The sequence below is a fragment of the Muricoccus vinaceus genome (assembly GCF_042433125.1).
Classification (GTDB): Bacteria; Pseudomonadota; Alphaproteobacteria; order Acetobacterales; family Acetobacteraceae; genus Roseomonas; species Roseomonas vinacea.
The window spans coordinates 16,578-32,807 of the sequence record NZ_JBHLVZ010000085.1 but is presented as its reverse complement, the minus strand read 5'-3'; the positions used below and the strand labels follow the sequence as shown (position 1 = coordinate 32,807).

At 73.0% G+C, this 16,230-nt stretch carries 16 protein-coding genes; 7 read left to right on the top strand and 9 right to left on the bottom strand.

Annotated features, from left to right (window positions below):
* The first annotated feature begins 204 nt into the window (after positions 1 to 204).
* The 4 genes from ACFFIC_RS25750 (at position 205) to greB (ending at position 4,060) form a co-directional block, all read left to right on the top strand.
* Positions 205 to 1,317 carry an L-dopachrome tautomerase-related protein gene (locus ACFFIC_RS25750; RefSeq protein ID WP_377055810.1) on the top strand — a complete coding sequence of 371 codons (1,113 nt, stop codon included), beginning with the start codon at positions 205 to 207 and terminating at the stop codon, positions 1,315 to 1,317.
* A gap of 85 nt (positions 1,318 to 1,402) precedes the next feature.
* The gene (locus tag ACFFIC_RS25745; protein ID WP_377055808.1) at positions 1,403 to 1,594 is read left to right on the top strand and encodes a hypothetical protein; all 192 of its coding nucleotides are present in this window, start codon (positions 1,403 to 1,405) and stop codon (positions 1,592 to 1,594) included.
* Positions 1,595 to 1,678: 84 nt separating this feature from the next.
* Complete coding sequence (gene htpG, locus ACFFIC_RS25740) at positions 1,679 to 3,517, top strand: molecular chaperone HtpG (protein ID WP_377055806.1); 1,839 nt, start codon at positions 1,679 to 1,681, stop codon at positions 3,515 to 3,517.
* Between the two features lie 24 nt (positions 3,518 to 3,541).
* On the top strand, positions 3,542 to 4,060 hold the full coding sequence (greB, locus tag ACFFIC_RS25735; protein WP_377055804.1) for a transcription elongation factor GreB: 519 nt from the start codon (positions 3,542 to 3,544) through the stop codon (positions 4,058 to 4,060).
* Here the strand turns inward: greB and ACFFIC_RS25730 are convergent.
* The 3 genes from ACFFIC_RS25730 to ACFFIC_RS25720 all read right to left on the bottom strand — a co-directional run bounded on the left by ACFFIC_RS25730 (position 4,049) and on the right by ACFFIC_RS25720 (position 8,058).
* Positions 4,049 to 6,130 (bottom strand): prolyl oligopeptidase family serine peptidase, encoded by a 2,082-nt coding sequence (locus tag ACFFIC_RS25730; RefSeq protein ID WP_377055802.1) that lies wholly within the window; start codon positions 6,128 to 6,130, stop codon positions 4,049 to 4,051. The two genes, greB and ACFFIC_RS25730, sit on opposite strands and share 12 nt — an antisense overlap.
* A gap of 67 nt (positions 6,131 to 6,197) precedes the next feature.
* Positions 6,198 to 7,178: a Bug family tripartite tricarboxylate transporter substrate binding protein gene (locus ACFFIC_RS25725; protein ID WP_377055800.1), complete on the bottom strand. Its 981-nt coding sequence runs from the start codon at positions 7,176 to 7,178 to the stop codon at positions 6,198 to 6,200.
* On the bottom strand, positions 7,165 to 8,058 hold the full coding sequence (locus ACFFIC_RS25720; protein WP_377055798.1) for a polysaccharide deacetylase family protein: 894 nt from the start codon (positions 8,056 to 8,058) through the stop codon (positions 7,165 to 7,167). Before ACFFIC_RS25720 ends, ACFFIC_RS25725 begins: the two co-directional genes overlap by 14 nt.
* A gap of 267 nt (positions 8,059 to 8,325) precedes the next feature.
* On the opposite strand from ACFFIC_RS25720, the gene ACFFIC_RS25715 reads away from it, so the two are divergent.
* Complete coding sequence (locus tag ACFFIC_RS25715) at positions 8,326 to 9,849, top strand: hypothetical protein (protein WP_377055796.1); 1,524 nt, start codon at positions 8,326 to 8,328, stop codon at positions 9,847 to 9,849.
* A gap of 31 nt (positions 9,850 to 9,880) precedes the next feature.
* Here ACFFIC_RS25715 and ACFFIC_RS25710 read toward each other — a convergent pair whose 3' ends face one another.
* The 3 genes from ACFFIC_RS25710 to ACFFIC_RS25700 are packed head-to-tail and all read right to left on the bottom strand — an operon-like array spanning position 9,881 to position 12,379.
* On the bottom strand, positions 9,881 to 10,651 hold the full coding sequence (locus tag ACFFIC_RS25710; protein WP_377055794.1) for an amino acid ABC transporter ATP-binding protein: 771 nt from the start codon (positions 10,649 to 10,651) through the stop codon (positions 9,881 to 9,883).
* Entirely contained in the window at positions 10,648 to 11,523 is an 876-nt protein-coding gene (locus ACFFIC_RS25705; protein ID WP_377055792.1) for an amino acid ABC transporter permease, read from the bottom strand. The genes ACFFIC_RS25710 and ACFFIC_RS25705 overlap by 4 nt, the downstream gene beginning before the upstream one ends.
* Before the next feature lie 10 nt (positions 11,524 to 11,533).
* On the bottom strand, positions 11,534 to 12,379 hold the full coding sequence (locus ACFFIC_RS25700) for an ABC transporter substrate-binding protein (protein ID WP_377055790.1): 846 nt from the start codon (positions 12,377 to 12,379) through the stop codon (positions 11,534 to 11,536).
* Between the two features lie 82 nt (positions 12,380 to 12,461).
* On the opposite strand from ACFFIC_RS25700, the gene ACFFIC_RS25695 reads away from it, so the two are divergent.
* Entirely contained in the window at positions 12,462 to 13,151 is a 690-nt protein-coding gene (locus ACFFIC_RS25695) for a DUF1028 domain-containing protein (protein WP_377055788.1), read from the top strand.
* Between the two features lie 46 nt (positions 13,152 to 13,197).
* A complete protein-coding gene (locus tag ACFFIC_RS25690; protein ID WP_377055786.1) occupies positions 13,198 to 13,689 on the top strand; it encodes a CinA family protein in 492 nt (163 codons plus the stop codon).
* A 21-nt stretch (positions 13,690 to 13,710) separates the two neighbouring features.
* Here the strand turns inward: ACFFIC_RS25690 and ACFFIC_RS25685 are convergent, their stop codons facing one another.
* From ACFFIC_RS25685 to ACFFIC_RS25675, 3 genes are read right to left on the bottom strand one after another with little or no spacing between them, the layout of a single operon-like run.
* Entirely contained in the window at positions 13,711 to 14,973 is a 1,263-nt protein-coding gene (locus ACFFIC_RS25685) for a DUF3618 domain-containing protein (RefSeq protein ID WP_377055784.1), read from the bottom strand.
* Complete coding sequence (locus ACFFIC_RS25680; protein WP_377055782.1) at positions 14,970 to 15,359, bottom strand: phage holin family protein; 390 nt, start codon at positions 15,357 to 15,359, stop codon at positions 14,970 to 14,972. The genes ACFFIC_RS25685 and ACFFIC_RS25680 overlap by 4 nt, the downstream gene beginning before the upstream one ends.
* Positions 15,359 to 16,219: a hypothetical protein gene (locus ACFFIC_RS25675; RefSeq protein ID WP_377055780.1), complete on the bottom strand. Its 861-nt coding sequence runs from the start codon at positions 16,217 to 16,219 to the stop codon at positions 15,359 to 15,361. Before ACFFIC_RS25675 ends, ACFFIC_RS25680 begins: the two co-directional genes overlap by 1 nt.
* Between the last annotated feature and the right edge of the window lie 11 nt (positions 16,220 to 16,230).

Below are 16,230 nucleotides of genomic sequence, written 5' to 3'. Positions count from 1 at the left end.
CGGCGCAGGCTCGCTGCCGACCCGTCCGCAACCGGGAGCGGCCCTGGCGGTTCGACACGGAAGCCCAGGCCGGCGTGCAAATGATGAGGTCCGGTCCGGCGCGAAGCCGGAAGCGCCCGGTGACCTCGTCACCCGACATGGCCGTCGGCTGCGCCCAGGCCGGGGCGGCGGCGGCCGGCCCACCCCCGCCCCAGGAGAGCGACCATGTCCGACGACCCCCACACCCTGCCCGCCGACGAGCCCCTGGGGCGGCTCGAGGCCGTCGCGCATTTCAGCGGCCCGATGCCCACCGGCGTCACCGTTTCGCGCGAGGGGCGGATCTTCGTGAACTTTCCCAAGTGGGGGGATGCGGTGGAGTTCACGGTGGCCGAGCTGAGGGACGGCAAGCCCGTTCCGTATCCCAGCCTGGCGCTGAACGAGACGACGCCGGAGGATCCTTCCGCCGGGCTGGTCTCGGTGCAGAGCGTGGTGGTGGACCCGGCCGACCGGCTCTGGATCCTCGACACGGGCAGCCCGATGTTCGCCCCGACCCGGCCGGGCGGGCCCAAGCTGGTCTGCGTGGACCTCTCGACCGACCGGGTGGTGAAGACGATCCTTTTTCCCGCCGATGTCGCCCTGCCCACCACCTACCTGAACGACGTCCGCTTCGACCTGCGCCGTGGACCGGAGGGCATGGCCTTCATCACCGACAGCGCGGACAAGGGGCCGAACGGCATCATCGTGGTGGACCTTGCCACCGGCAACAGCTGGCGGCGCCTGCACGACCATCCCAGCACCAAGGCCGAGCCCGCCGGGCGCTTCATGCCGGTGGTGGAGGGCCGCCCGCTGATGGAGCGTCAGCCGGACGGCACGACGAAGCCCGTGTCCATGGGCGCGGACGGCATCGCCATCTCGGCGGATGGGGCGCGGCTGTTCTTCTGCCCCCTCGCCTCCCGCCGCCTCTACAGCGTGGCGACCGATGCCCTGGCGGACGCGCATCTGGGGGAGGATGCCGTGGCGGCGACGCTTCGCGACGAGGGCGACAAGGGCGGCGGCGCGGATGGGCTGGAATCGGATGCCCAGGGCCGCATCTACGCCACCAGCTACGAGCACAACGCCATCCTGCGGCGCACCGCGGCGGGCGACTGGGAAACGGTGGCGCACGATCCCCGGCTTCTCTGGCCCGACACCATGTCGCTGGCGGCGGACGGGCACCTCTATGTCACGGCCAACCAGCTGCATCGCCAGGCGAAATACCAGGGCGGCGAGGACAAGCGCCGCAAGCCCTACTCGTTGTTCCGCATCCGCCTGGACGCCAGCCCGGTGCTGCTGCGCTGAGCGCACCCGGCGCGAACTCCGGAACGGCCCGCGCGTTCCAGAAGGCCCGCCCCCCGCGGCGCGGCCCAAGGAGATGACCAACGCCATGACCAGCCGGCCGCCCGAAGGACCCAAGGCCGATTTCGACGCGGAGAGCGCGTCGGAAAGCCGGGTTCCCCCCCCGCCCTCCGCGGCCGAGGTGAACAAGCTCAGCGAGGCGCAGGGCATGATCACCGACGAGTGGACGGGGGAGCCATCGGCGGCCGAAGCCGCCGGCAAGCCCCCGCGCAAGCCCTGAGCACCGGACCGGGGCGGGCTTGAAGCCGCCCTGCCGCCGTTTCATATCGCCGCCCAGGTTCCTTCCCAATCCTGGAGATCGCTTGTGAGTGAAACGGTGGAGCGCCACGAATTCGGCGCGGAGGTCGGGCGCCTGCTGGACCTGGTGGTCCATGCCCTCTACTCGGACCGCGAGATCTTCCTTCGCGAACTGGTGGCCAACGCCGCCGACGCGGTGGACCGGCGCCGCTTCGAGGCGCTCACCAGCAGCATCCCCGCCGTGCCCGAAGGGGCGGCGGTGCGGGTGGTTCCGGACAAGGAGGCGCGGACCCTCACCATCTCCGACCCCGGGATCGGCATGGCCAAGGCCGAGCTCGCCACCAACCTCGGGACCATCGCGCGGTCGGGCACGCGGGCCTTCACCCAGTCCCTCGCCGAGGCCGCGCCGGGCGACCGGCCCAGCCTGATCGGGCAGTTCGGGGTGGGCTTCTACTCGGCCTTCATGGTGGCGGACCGCGTGGAGGTCACCTCCCGCAAGGCCGGGTCGGACGAGGCCTGGACCTGGGCCTCGGAGGGGCATGGCGACTACACCCTGGCGCCGGCCTCGCGGGAGGAGCCGGGCACCGAGATCGTCCTGCACGTGAAGGAGGACGCCTCGGATTTCCTGGAGCCCTTCCGGCTGCGCTCGGTCATCCGCAAGTGGGCGGACCACATCACCATCCCCATCACCGTCTTCCGCGACGGCAAGGACGAGCCCGCCAACGAGGGCACGGCGCTCTGGCGCAAGCCGAAGTCCGAGATCAGCGAGGAAAGCTACACCGAGTTCTACCGCCACCTCGGCCATGTGTTCGACGAGCCCTGGTCCACGCTGCACTGGCGGGCGGAAGGCGCGCTGGAGTTCACGGCCCTTCTCTTCATCCCCGGCATGAAGCCCTTCCAGGCCGTGGAGAACGAGCGCGAGAGCCGTGTGCGGCTGCATGTCCGCCGCATGTTCATCACGGACGAGGCGGAGCTGCTGCCGGCCTGGCTGCGCTTCGTGCACGGCGTGGTGGACACCGAGGATCTTCCGCTGAACGTCTCGCGCGAGATGCTGCAGGCGACGCCGGCGCTGGCCCGCATCCGCCGCGCCGTCACGAACCGTGTGCTGTCCGAACTGAAGTCGCGCGCCAGGGAGGCCGAGGACTACGCGAAGTTCTGGGAGAACTTCGGCACGGTGCTCAAGGAAGGCCTGTTCGAGCCGGGCGAGCACGGCAAGGACATTGCCTCCCTCCTGCGCTTCCGTTCCTCCGCCGTGGAGGGCTGGACCTCGCTGGCGGATTACGTGTCGCGCATGAAGGAGGGCCAGGAGGCCATCTACGTGCTGGCCGGCGACGCGCCCGAGGCGCTCGCGAAGTCGCCGCAGCTCGAGGGCTTCCGCGCGCGGGGCGTGGAGGTGCTGCTGCTGTCCGACCAGATCGACGCCTTCTGGCCGGAGCGCCTGGACCGGTTCGAGGACAAGCCCATCCGGAGCGTGACGCAGGGCGCGGTGGACCTCTCGAAGATCGCACCGCCCGAGGGCGCGCAGGAGGAGGCGGCCGACCTGTCCCGCCTGCTGCCGCTGCTCCAGGACGCGCTGAAGGAGGACGTGTCGGAGGTGCGCGCCACCGACCGGCTGGTGGGCAGCGCCGTGGTGCTGGCCGCGAGCGAGGGCGGGCCGGACCTGCAGATGCAGCGCCTGCTGAACCGCGCCGGCCGGGGCCTGGGCGCCGGGCTGCCCGTGCTGGAGGTGAACCCGCGCCATCCGCTCATCCGCGCTCTCGCCGAGAAGGCCGCGGGCGATGCCGGGATCGGCGAGGCGGCGGGGATGCTGCTGGACCTGGCGCGCGTGCAGGACGGCGACAGCCCGCGCGACCCCTCGGGCTTCGCGCGCCACGTCGCGGACGCCTTCGCCGCCAGCCTGCGCTGAGCGGTGGGAAGCGGGGCGCGCGGCATGGAGGATGATGACGCGCCCCCGCCGCCGGGCCTGCCCCGCGGCCGCTTCTACATGACGCCCGCAGGCGAGGCCGCGCTGCGCGCCGAATACGAGGCCTTTAAGGCGGAACGCCACCGCGTGGTCGAGATCGTCTCCTGGGCCGCCGGCAACGGCGACCGCAGCGAGAACGCGGACTACAAGGAGGGCAAGCGGCGGCTGCGGGAGATCGACCGGCGCCTGCGCTACCTCGGCCACCGGCTGCAATCGGCGGAGGTGGTGGACCCCGCCGCCCAGCCCCGGCGCGACCGCGTCTTCTTCGGCGCCACCGTCACCTACCTCAACGAGCGCGACGAGGAGGCGAGCGTCACCATCGTGGGCGAGGACGAGGCCAACATGGCGGCGGGCAAGATCAGCATCGCCTCCCCAATGGCACTCGCCCTTCTGCGCGCGGGCGTGGGGGACGAGGTGACGGTGCGCACGCCCGCAGGGCCGGCGAGCGTGGAGATCACCGCGATCCGCTATCCCTCAGCCGGCTGAGGCCGCTTCCGCCTCCCAGCCGATCGCCCGGCGCAGGAAGGCGGCGCCCAGCGCCGCGAACCCCGCCACCTCCGCATTGTCCTTGCCATATCCGTGCCCGCCAGCGGCGGGCTCGTGGAACAATGCGGGGTAGCCCATGGCCTGCAGCTTGGCGGCCATCTTGCGGGCGTGGCCGGGGTGCACGCGGTCGTCGCGCCGCGTGGTCGCGAGAAGTATGGGGGGATAGGGGCGCCCCGGCTCGGCCAGGTGATAGGCCGAGACGTGCTGAAGGAACGCCCAGTCCTCCGGCACCGAAGGATCGCCGTATTCCGCGATCCAGCTCGCCCCCGCGAGCAGCCGGGAATAGCGGCGCATGTCGATCAGCGGAATCGTGCAGAACAGCGCGCCGAAGCGTTCGGGGTAGCGCGTCAGCATGTTGGCGATCAGCAGCCCGCCGTTGGACCCGCCTTCCGCCGCGATGCGTCCCGGCCGCGTCACGCCGCGCCGCACGAGGTCCGCCGCGACGGCGGCGAAGTCGTCATGCGAGAGCCGCTTGCGCTCGCGCCGCCCCGCCTCGTGCCAGCGCGTGCCGAACTCGCCCCCGCCGCGGATGTTCGCCACCACCGTGGTGCCGCCCCGCTCCAGCCAGAGCTTGCCCTGCATGCCCTGGTAGGTCGGAAGGCGCGAGACGCGGAAGCCGCCATAGCCGGAGAGGTGGACCGGTGCTTCCCCGGTTTCTCCGGCCGAGCCGGTCTGAACATAGGGAATGCGCTCTCCGTCCGTGGAGACCGCCTCGTGCCGGGTCACCACCAGACCGGCGGAGTTGTAGGTCGGCGAGGAGCGGCGCAGCGGCACGGGCGTGGAAAGCCCGGTGTTCGTCAGCATCAGGGCCGGCGGGGTGACGGGGTCCTCCACCTGGGCGAGCAGCGTGCCGTCGGATTCTTCCGGCTCCGCGTCCAACGGCCAGAGGCTGGCGACTCCCGTGCGCGGCAGGCCCGCCAGCTCGGCCGCGCCCCATTCGCCTTCGCCGGGGGTGAGCACGGTGAACACCGGCCGGAGCTCGTCCACCACCGAGAGCACGAGCCGCCCCGCGCACCAGAAGAAGCCCTGTAGCGCGCGCCGATCAGCGGGGGTGAACAGCACGCGGAAGTCGCGCCCGCCCGCCAGGAAGGCGTCCAGCCGGATGCCCAGCAGCGTGTCCGCCGCGTGGGTGGTGCCGCCGGTCGTCCACGGGCTGCGCGGGCGCACCGCGAGCCAGCCGTGCTGCCACTGGCCGCTCGCATCCTCCGGCAGGTCGATGCGCCGTTCGGCCCCTTCGCGCCCGCCCAGGTGCACCGTGGATTCGAAGAACCCGATCTGGTCGGTGAAGACCAAGCGGTCTGGCGTCTCGCGGTCCACCCCGCCCCAGGCGCCCAGATGCGCCTCGTCGCAGGAGAAGATCACGGGCGCTTCCAGCGGGTCCGTGCCGCGGGCCCAGAGCCGGACCGTGCGCGCGTAGCCCGAGCGCGTGGCCATCCCCTCCCCCAGCGCGGAGGAAAGCAGCAGCGTGTCGCGGTCGAGCCAGTCGGTGCTGCCCTTGCTTTCGGGCAGGGCGAAGCCGCCCTGCACGAAGCACCGGTCGGTGAGGCTGAACTCGCGCAGCACCACCGCGTCCCCGCCGCCGCGGGAGAGCCTGAGCATGGCGATGTTATGCGACCCGGGCAGCGTGTCCGCACCCTGCCAGACCCAGTCCTCCCCTTCCGCGCGGGACAGGGCATCGAGGTCCAGCAGCACCTCCCAATCCGGTGCCGCCGAGCGGTAGGACTCGAGCGTGGTGCGCCGCCACAGCCCGCGGGGCTGGGCCGCATCCTGCCAGAAGTTGAACAGCCAGGCGCCGCGGCGGGTGACGAAGGGCAGCTTGTCCGGGCGGTCCAGCACCGCGCGCACGGCCTCGCGCTCGGCCTCGAACCGCGCATCGGCCAGGCGTGCGAAGGTCGCGGCGTTCTGGGCCGCCACCCAGGCCAGCGCCCGCTCACCCTCAACCTCCTCCAGCCAGAGCCAGGGGTCGTCGTCGGGCGCGGCAAGGGTTGGGCGGAGATCGGGCTCGGGCATGCGGTGTTCCTGGCGGTGCGGGGCGGCGTGCCTCCCGGAGGAGCGCGGAATGGCCGGGCGCCCCGGTTCAGTCGAGCGTGACACCGACGGCGCGCACGACCTCGGCCCAGCGTCGCGTCTCCTCCGCCACATAGGCGGCGGCGGCCTCGAGGTTGCCGCCCATCGCGTCGAAGCCCACCGACTCCAGCCGCCGGCGCGTGGCGGGGTCCTCCAGCGCCAGGGTGGCGTCGGCATTGGCTTTCGCCAGGATCGCGGGGGGCGTCGCCGCCGGGAAGAACATCGCGGTCCAGGTCACGTCGTCCACGCCGGGGAAGCCCTGCTCGGTCAGTGTCGGCACGTCGGGCAGGGCGGCGGAGCGGCGCGCGCCGGTCACGGCAAGGCCGCGCACGGCACCCTGGCGCACCATCTCCATGGCCGCCGGAAGGGCGACGCTCGCCAGTTCGATCTGCCCGCCCAGCACCGCCGTCAGCGCGGGCCCGGCGCCGGTGAAAGGAATGTGCTGGGCATCCACCCGCGCGAGCAGGCGGAACAGGCGCTCGGCCGAGAGATGCGGCGTGGTGCCGACGCCGGCCGTGCCGAAGTTGAGCGGCTGGCGGCGTGCCATCTCGATCAGCCCTGCGATGTCCTTCGCCGGGCTGTCCGGGCGCACCGCCAGGAGGTTCGGGGTGGAGGCCAGCAGCGCCGCGGGCGCAAGCTCCTCGGGCCGGTAGCCGGCGTTGCGCGTCAGGCTCGGGTTCACCGCGAAGGCACTGGTGGTGACGAGCGCCACCGTGCCGTCCGGCCGGGCGCGGGCAACAAGCTGCGCGCCCACGTTGCCGCCGGCGCCCGCGCGATTCTCGATCACCGCCGCCTGGCCCCAGATCTGCGAGAGCCGCTCGCCCACGATGCGCGCCACGATATCCGCCGGCCCTGCGGGGGCGAAGGACACGACCAGGCGGACGGGGCGGTCCGGCCATGGCTGCTGCGCCCGCGCCAGGCCCGGAAGCATCGCCGCCCCGGCCGCGCCCAGGATGGCGCGGCGGCCTGTTCGGGGCTCAGTCCGCCGCATGGGGGGTCGCCGTCAGGCTGTCGCGGCTGGCCAGCAGGTGCTCCGCCGCTTCGAGCCGCGTGCCGGTCCAGACATCGGGCGCGGCCTTCACCAGCCGCATGATCTCGTCGAACACCCAGGCGCCGGAGGGGCGGCCGTAGACATGGGTGTGGATGGTCACGTCCAGCATCACCGGGCGCGTCTCGCGCTCGCGCATGGCGGCGAAGGCGTCCTGGAACTGCTCCAGCATGGCGCGCGCGTTGTTGCCGTAGCGGATCGCGCTCGGCAGGTCGTTCACGTCCATGATCAGAGGGATCGCCACGATTTCCGCCCCGGCTTCCCGCGCCAGGTAGGGCAGGTCGTCGTCGTTGCAGTCGCCGTGGTGGAGGTAGCCGGCCTCGGCCAGCAGGCGCGCATGGATGGGGCTGCCCGTGCCGCGCGGGCTGATCCAGCCGCGCGGCGCCTCCCCGGTCACCTCGGCGATCAGGCCGGTGGTGCGGCGGATGTTCTCGCGCTGCCCGGCCTCGTGCAGGTAAACCGGGATCACGTCCATGCCATAGGAATGCGCCACGACCTCGTGCCCGCCGCGGTGGATGGCGCGCACCGTGTCAGGCCACTTCTCCGCCAGCACGCCGTTGGTCATCACGCTCGTCCGCACGCCGTTGCGCGCCGCCACTTCCAGCGCGCGCCAGATGCCGCGGGTGGCGCCGTAGAGGCCCCAGCTCGCGGCGTTGCTGTCGAAGACGCCGGGCCTGAGCGGGTTGCCCATGGGGCCGATGCCCGGCACCTGCCCCTCGGACCAACCCTCGTAGGCAATGTTGAACACGATCCCCGCCCGCGCACCGCCGGGCCAACGGAAGCCGTGCCCGGCACGGAGGACGGAAGAGATCTCTTGGTTCAAGCCTTGGTTTCCTTGGACGGATCGTGGCAAGCGCGCGGCGCCACCGGAGCACGATCGGGATGCCCGGTTCCGGTTGGCGCAATGTTGCCCGGAAGCTAGCCCTGCCCCGGGGGTGAGGCAATCGGCGGCCGGCGCCTCCCTCCGCCGTCACAATCCAGCGGGGTGGCTTTCCGGCGTCTCGCGCGTTGGGGGGCACGCGGCTACCTGCACCGCGGCACCCTCGCCCCCCGGGCCAGGGTCAAGACGGCACCTCGGAGGCTTGAACACATGGCAACCACCCAGCCCGGCGGCGCGCCCCCGGGCGCGAAGGCAGGCACGGCCCCACCCGGCCTGTTCGGGATCTCCTGGCCTATCCTCGCGATTTCCGGCGCGGCGCTGCTGCTGCTGATCATCGGCTGGTCCATCGCGATCTCCCGCGGGAACCAGCTGGAGAAGCTCGAGGCCGCGCGCCGGGGGCAGGCGACACGCCTCGCGGAGCTGGACGGGACGCTGACGCGCGAGCGGCAGGCCAACGGCGACCTTGCCGCGCTGACCCAGCGCGCCGAGGCCACGCGCGCCGCGCTCACGACCGCCGAGGCCCGGAACGCGGAGCTGGCGACCGGGGCGGAGCAGGCGCAGGCGCGGCTGGCACAGATCGCCCCGCAGCTGACCGCCGCCGAGGCCCGCCTGAACGAGCTGACCTCCGCCTCCAACGCCACGCAGGGCCAGATCGCCCAGCTCCGCCAGGGCGCCGAGACGGCCGCGGCGGCGCTGGCGCAGGCGCGCAACGAGGTGACGGCCGCCGAAACCGCGCTCGCGCAGCGCCGGGCGGAGGTGGCCGCCATCGCCACCCAGCAAGAGGCTGCGCAGGCCGCCCTGCGCCAGGCCGAGGCACGCACGGCCGAGCTGAACGCCACCGCCGAGGCCGCCCAGGGGCGCGTCGCGGCCCTGGTCGCGGAAGCCGGCCGCACCCAGGAGGCGGTGACCACGCGCCAGGCGGCGATCGCCGGGGCCGAGGGCCGCGCCCGCCAGTTGGCCGAGGCCATCACCGCCGCCGAGGCCGCGCTGGCCGCGCGCCAGGGCGAGCTGGCGGGTGCCGAGGCGCGCCTGGCGGAACTGACCCGCAACACCGAGGCCGCGACCGCCGCCCTGGCCGCCGCCCAGGCACGGGTGAGCGAGCAGACCGCCGCCGCCACCGCCGCCGAGGGGCGGCTGGGCGAGCTGCGGGCCGCCGCCGAGGCGATCGGCCCCGCCGAGGCACGGCTGGCCGAGGCGAACCAGCGGCTCGCCGCCGCTCAGCAGGCCGCGACCGCGGCCCAGCAGCAGGCGGCCACGCTTGAGGAGCGCGCAACGGCGCTGCGCACGCAGGTCAGCGAGGCCGAGGCCGCGCTGGCCGGGCGCCAGCAGGCCCTGGGCGATGCCGACCGCCGCCTCGCCGCCCTGCGCGAGGCCGCGGCCACCGCGGAGAACGAGCTGGCCGTGAAGCGGAAGGAGGTGGAGGAGGCGACCGCCCGCAGCGCCGAGCTGACGCGCGGCATCGAGGAGGCCACCGCCCGCGTCCGCGCGCTGGAAGGCCGCTCCACCGCGCTGGAGGCGGACCTCGCCACCTCCGGCAACGGGCTGGAGCGCCTTCGCGCCGAGGCCGCGGGGCTCGAAGGCCAGGTGGCCCAGCGCCGGCAGGAGCTTTCCGCTCTGGAGGCGGGCGTGGCCCGGCTGAGCGCCACGCCGGCCGCGCCGGAGCAGCCGCAGGCGCAGCCGCCGTCACAACCGGCCGGCGGCACCGAGGCACCCGCGCCCGCCGCCCCGCAATGACCGGCGCGGATAGGCCGGGGGAAGCCCCGGCCTATCCGAGCACGGCGGACAGGAAGTCCCGCGTGCGGGCCTGGGCGGGGTTGGACAGCAACTTCCCGGCCGGCCCGCTTTCAACCACGCGGCCCGCATCCATGAAGACGATGCGGTTCGCGACCTCCCGCGCGAAGCCCAGCTCGTGGGTCACGACCAGCATGGTCATGCCGCTGCCGGCAAGGTCCCGCATCACCGCCAGCACCTCGCCCACCAGTTCGGGATCGAGGGCCGAGGTGGGCTCGTCGAACAGCATCAGCTCCGGCCGCATCGCCAGGGCGCGCGCGATCGCCACGCGCTGCTGCTGCCCGCCCGAGAGCGCCGCCGGATAGCTGTCCTGCCGGTGCAGCAGGCCGACGCGGTCCAGCAGGCCGCGCGCGTCGGCCACCGCCTCCTCACGCGGGCGGCGGAGGGCCAGAACGGGACCCTCGATGACGTTCTCCAGCGCGGTCATGTGGGGGAACAGGTTGAAGCGCTGGAACACCATGCCCGTCGCCCGGCGCTGCCGCGCGACCTCGCGTTCCGGCAGGGGATGCAGGCGCCCGGCGGCCTCGCGGTAGCCGAGCAGCTCCCCGTTGATCCACAGCCCGCCGGCGTCGAAGCGCTCGAGCTGGTTCACGCAGCGCAGGAAGGTGGTCTTGCCGGAACCGGAGGGGCCGATCAGGCACACCACCTCCCCGCGCGCCACGTCCAGCGTCACGTCCTCCAGCGCGCGCTGCGCGCCGAACGACTTTCCGACCTTGCGCGCGCGCAGCAGCGGCGCCGCGCTCAACGTGCCCTCGCCAGCCGCAGCACGCCGCGCGAGACCCGACGCTCCAGCGCCGCCTGCCCGGCCGAGAGCAGGCTGACGAGCACGAGGTACCAGAAGGCCGCGACGAGCAGCAGCTCCATCACCTTGGTGTTGGCGTAGTAGATGTTTTCCGCGTTGTGCAGCAGCTCCGCGTACTGGATCACGCTGGCGAGCGAGGTGGTCTTGATCATGCCGATGAACTCGTTGCCCAGCGGCGGCACGATCACGCGCATGGCCTGGGGCAGGATGATGCGTCGGAGCGACTGCCCATAGGTCAGCCCGATGGACTTCGCCGCCTCGTACTGACCGGCATCGACCGAGATCATGCCAGCGCGCACGATCTCGGAGGTATAGGCGCCCTGGTTCAGACCGAGGCCGAGCAGCGCAGCGAGGAAGGGCGTCATCACGGCGACCGTGCGCTCGCTCCAGATCCCGGGAATGCCGATCACGGGGAAGATCAGCGCCAAGTTGAACCAGAGCAGAAGCTGCAGGATCACCGGCGTGCCGCGGAACAGCCAGGCGTAGAAGATGGCGGCGGCGCGCAGCACCGGGTTCGGCGAAGCGCGCGCCACGGCCGCGAGCACGCCCAGCACCAAGCCGAGCGCCATGGCGGCCAGCGCCATCAGGACCGTGTTGCGCAACCCTTCGAGGATGGTGCCCCAGGTCAGGTACTGCGCCACCACGGTCCAGGCGATCTGTCCCTGCGCGAAGGCCCGCGCCAGCAGCGTAAGCAATGCCAGGAGCACGGCGGCGGAGGCAATGCGGCCCCAGTGGCGCGGCCGCACATGGGGCAGCAGCGCGATGTCCAGCGCGTGCCGGTCCTCGGCTTCGTCCCCGGGCCGGGCAGGCATCATGCGCGGGGGCTCAGGGCAGCCGCTCGCCGTTGATCAGAGGCTCGGGCGCGGCGGAGGCCTGGAGCTGCCACTTCTCGATCAGCGCCGTGTAGGTGCCGTTGCTGAACAGGGTGCGAAGCGCGCCCGCGAAGGCATCGCGCAGCTCCGTTTCCGTCTTGAGGAACATGATGCCCTGCCGCACAGTGGTGAAGGGCTCCGTCACGATGCGGTAGGCGTTGGGGTTGGCGGCCATCAGCGTGGGGATGGTTTCGCTGCCCTGCACGCTGGCATCGATCCGTCCCTGCTGCAGTTCGAGGTGCACCAGCGGCATGCGGTCCACGCCCACATACTGGATGGCGGGGCGGCCGGCGGCGGTGCAGTTCTCGTTGCTCCAGCTCTCGATGTTCGCGGGGAAGGAGGTGCTGCGCACCGTGCCCACGCGCTTGCCGCAGAGGTCGAGCGGCGTGCGGATGGCGGTGTTGGAAGCCAGCGTCAGGAACTGCGCGCCCGACTTCAGGTAGTCGATGAAGTCGAAGGTCTCGCGCCGCGCGGGAAGGTCGCTGATGCCGCTCAGCACCATGTCCGCGCGGCCCGTCTGAAGGCTGGGCATGAGCTGGGCGAAGGCACCGTCCTGCCATTCGAGCCGCACGCCAAGAACCTTGGCCAGGGCCTCGCCGAGGTCGATGTCGATGTCGAAGCCGACGAGCTGGTTCGTCGCGGGGTCGCGGCTTTCCATGGGCGGGTAGGTGCCGTTCACCGCCACCCGCACCACCTTGCTGGAGGCGATCCGTGCCGGAAGCGCCTGCGCGGCGGCGATGGCGGTTGTCGCGGCCAGGATCGGCAGCACGACAAGCAGGCGGGCAAGTCGGGAGCGCATCGGTTCACCCTTTCGGCCGGGACGTTGCGCATCATGGCAGCGGCTCTCTAAGCTTGTCACCTGACGAGGTGCTGGGGATCGGATGACCTTTTCCATTGCGGCGGTCTGCCTGCGCACGGGCGCGATCGGCCAGGCGCTGACCACATCGAGCATGGCCGCGACCTATCGCGCGATGTTCCTGGCGCCGGGCTTCGGCGCGGTCTTCGCCCAGGCGCGTTCCGACCCAAGGCTCGGTGCCTTGGGGATGGAGCGGCTTTCCGCGGGCGACGACGCAGCCGCCACGCTCTCGGCCATGCTGGAGGCGGCGGGCGGGGACCGCGTGTGGCGCCAGCTTGCCGTTCTGGACGCCAGGGGCGGCGCCGCGCACGAGACGGGGGCGCGGTGCATCGCCTCCAAGGGCGGGCTGGTGGGCCGGGGCGCGGTGGTGGTCGGGAACGGGCTGGCGAACGATGCCGTCATTCCCGCGATCCTCGAGGGATTCGAAACGGCCGACGCCGCCCTGCCCCTGGTGGACCGCCTGCTGGCCGCGCTGGAGGCCGGCGAGGCAGCGGGAGGCGAGCCCTGGCCACTCCGCTCCGCCGGCGTGCGTGTTGCGCGCCCGCGCGTGCCCTTTCCGGTGATCGACCTGCGCGTGGACCTGGACGACGCGCCGCTCGTGAGGCTGCGCCACCTCTGCACGATGTACCGCCCGCTGGAGGACGGTTATCTCCGGCGCACGCTGGACCCCGCCAACGCGCCGCCGGCGGCGGAGATCGAGCAGCACATCCACTGAGCCCGGCAATGAGCGCGGGCGGAACCCGGCATCGGGAGCAGGCGTGATGCAGGATCTCTTGCCGCAGGCCTTCCGGCTCGGCGCTTCCCTGAAAGCACGGGGGGAGACGATCGCGGTAGCCGAGTCCTCCGCCGGAGGCCTGGCCTCGGCGGCCCTGCTCGCCGCGCCCGGCGCAAGCGCGTACTTCCTCGGCGGCGGGGTGATCTACACGGCCGCAGCGCGCGAGGCGCTTCTGGGCATCACGCCGGTCCACATGGCCGGACTGCGCCCTTCCTCGCCGCCCTATGCGGCCCTTCTGGCACGGCGCGCGCGCGAGCGGCTTGGCGCCACATGGGCGATCGCGGAAACCGGTGCGGCGGGGCCAACCGGCAACCGCTACGGCGATCCCGCCGGCCATGCGTGTCTGGCCGTTGCGGGGCCGGTGGAACTGGCCCGCACGATCGCCACCGGCAGGGCCGGGCGGGAGAGAAACATGCGCGCCTTTGCCGCCGCGCTGTTCGACCTGCTGGAGGAAGCCGTCGCACGCGCCAATGGCTGACGCGGGCGACGGGGCGACGGGCTAGAGCGGGCCACTCCGGGTGGACGAGCCGCTGCCCGAACTGGGCGGGGCCGAGGGGAAGGCGGTGGGTGCCGGCACGGAGGCTGACGCCGGCGGCACCGGCGCGGAGGCAGGCCGCGCCTCCTGGTGCGGCGCACCGCCCTCGCCCGCTTCCTCGCCACCGAGGCCCTTGCGGGCCTCGTCCGTGACGTCCCGCACCGCGTCCTTCGCCGCTTCCGCCAACCGTCCGGCGGCGGTGCCCAGGGCATCCCCGACGGATTGCGCGGAAACGCCCTCGTTCAGCTTTTCCTTGGACATGGAGTAGCTGTCCGCCACGGCGGCCTGCACCTGGCCGAACTGCTGGCCGGCCACCTCCGCCGCGCGTTCCATCCCCTGGTGGGCCATGCTGCCGGCGCGCTCGGTCACCGCGTCGCTCGCCTCGCCCATCAGCTCGTCCTCGGTGCGGGTGCGCGGCAGGATCGCGCCCAGCGCGGCGCCGAGCGCGAGGCCCAGGGCGCCCATGAGCAAGGGCTGCTCCTCCGCCATCCGGCTCCAGCCGCGCGAGGCTGAGGCGGCGAGCGCGCCGGCCCGTTCCGTGCCCGCGCCCGCCGCGCGCGAGGCACCGGTGGCCGTCTGGTCGTAGAGTCGCGCCGCGCCACCGGCTGCGTCGGATGCCGCATCCGAGGCCCCGCCCACCATGCGCGAGGCCGCGTCGGCGACGCCGGAGGCGGTGTCCGAGACGGCCTCCGCCGCGTCGGACGCCGCGCCCGTGATCGCGTCCACCGCGCGCGAAGCCGCCCCACGCGCCCGGGCGGCGGTATCGCCGATCGCCTCCGCTCCGGCCCTGAGATGATCCCGCGCGCCCTCGGCCATGCCCGAAACCCGGACACGGGCCGTGCTCATGCTGCCCGCGCCTTCCGTACCGGCGGAAACGAAGCCGGGGGCAGCGCTTGTCCTGGTCGGCGGAAGCGCCGGCGGCGGCAGGGCCAGCATGGCCTCGCGACCACCGGCATTCTTCTTGTCGCCGGACAGCATCAGCCAGGCGATGCCCGCCCCGATCAGAGCCACGGGCAGCGGGTTGTCCCGAACGGAGCTGCCGAGGTTGCGCGCGAAATCCGCGCCGCCCGAGTCCCGCGCATAGTCCACGAACTGGTCCACGATCTGGCCGGGCGACATGCGGTCGCGCAGGGCGTCGAGGGTTTCGGTCACCCGGGCGCGGGTCGCCTCGACCTCGCCCTCGATCTCGCTCGCCGATTTACCCTGGGGGTCGGTCGTGCCGCTCATCGAACCGTCTCCTTCGCCGCAGCCGCATCGCGTGAGAGTTGGTTAACCGTCCGCTCGGGAGTCAGGTTGCTGGCCTTCAGCGCCTTCAAGCCGCTCTGGAGCATGATGTAGCCGATCAGGGCGACCACCACGGCCACGATCAGCCCCGCCACCGGTGCCGAGAGGCCGAGGGTCACGAGGAAATCGACCAGCGCTTCGAGCAGGATGACCAGGGCGGCCAGCAGCAGCACGCCGCCGACGGCGATGCCCCCGGCCGCCGCGCCGGCCTTGGTCACCTTCTCGCCCATCTCGGCGCGGGCAAGCTGCACCTCCTTGCGCACAAGGGTGGTGGTTTGCTGGACGAGGTCGCCCAGCAGGTCGGGCACGGACCGGTTGAGGTCGGACATCAGGAGGTCCTCCCCATGTCGCCGGAAGGACTGGGCCCGCGCGAAAGGCCGGGTGTGGTCGCCTCGCCCGGGATGGGCGGAATGACGGCCACGTCCCGATCGGTCGGCATGGAGCCCGGCGCGGCGTCACCGGCCCGATGCGCCACGGCGCCGCCCAGGCTGGCGGCCGCCATGGTCGCCGGATGGGACTGCGCGGCACCGGCCGCATCGGGAACCCATCCGGGCGCGCCCGTTGCGGTGGTGTGCGCCGGGGTGGTGCTCTCCATGCTGCCCGTCCGGCCGCCCGGCCCGCCGCTCATGCCAAGTCCCGTGGGCCGCTGCGCCGCGTGGCCTGTTCCGTGCGGCGCCGAGCTTTTGGCGAAGCGGGAAATGGCGAAGCCCGCGACCAGCGCCGTGCCGAAGAAGGCCGTGGGCTGGCGCCGGGCGAAATTGCCGACCTCCGAGAGAAGATCCCCCACGCTGCGCTCCCGCAGCGCCGCGGCCACGCCCTCGACCGAGTCCGCCGCCGCGCGGACGTGGCGGGCGATTTCCGGGGAGCTTGCCTCCAGGTCGTCGGCCGCGTGCCGCACGGCCTGGGCCAGGCCCTGCGCGCGTTCCGCACCGGCCGCCTTGCCTTGCTCGGCCAGGCTCTCGACGCGCTCCTGCGCGGCGTCCGCGACCTCGGAACCCTTAGCCTTGGCCTCGTCCAGCACCGAAGCCGCCTGCTCGCCGATCCGGTCCTTGGTTTCGGTCGCCTGAGCGCCGATGGCCGAAGCCGTGGCGTGCAGGTCGTCACGGGCCTCCCGCAAGGGAGGAGGCGTGGGCTCGCGGCGGTCCGCACCGGCGGCCTCCATGTCGCGCTGTCTCGGCAAGTCGCTCATGCCCAAGCTCT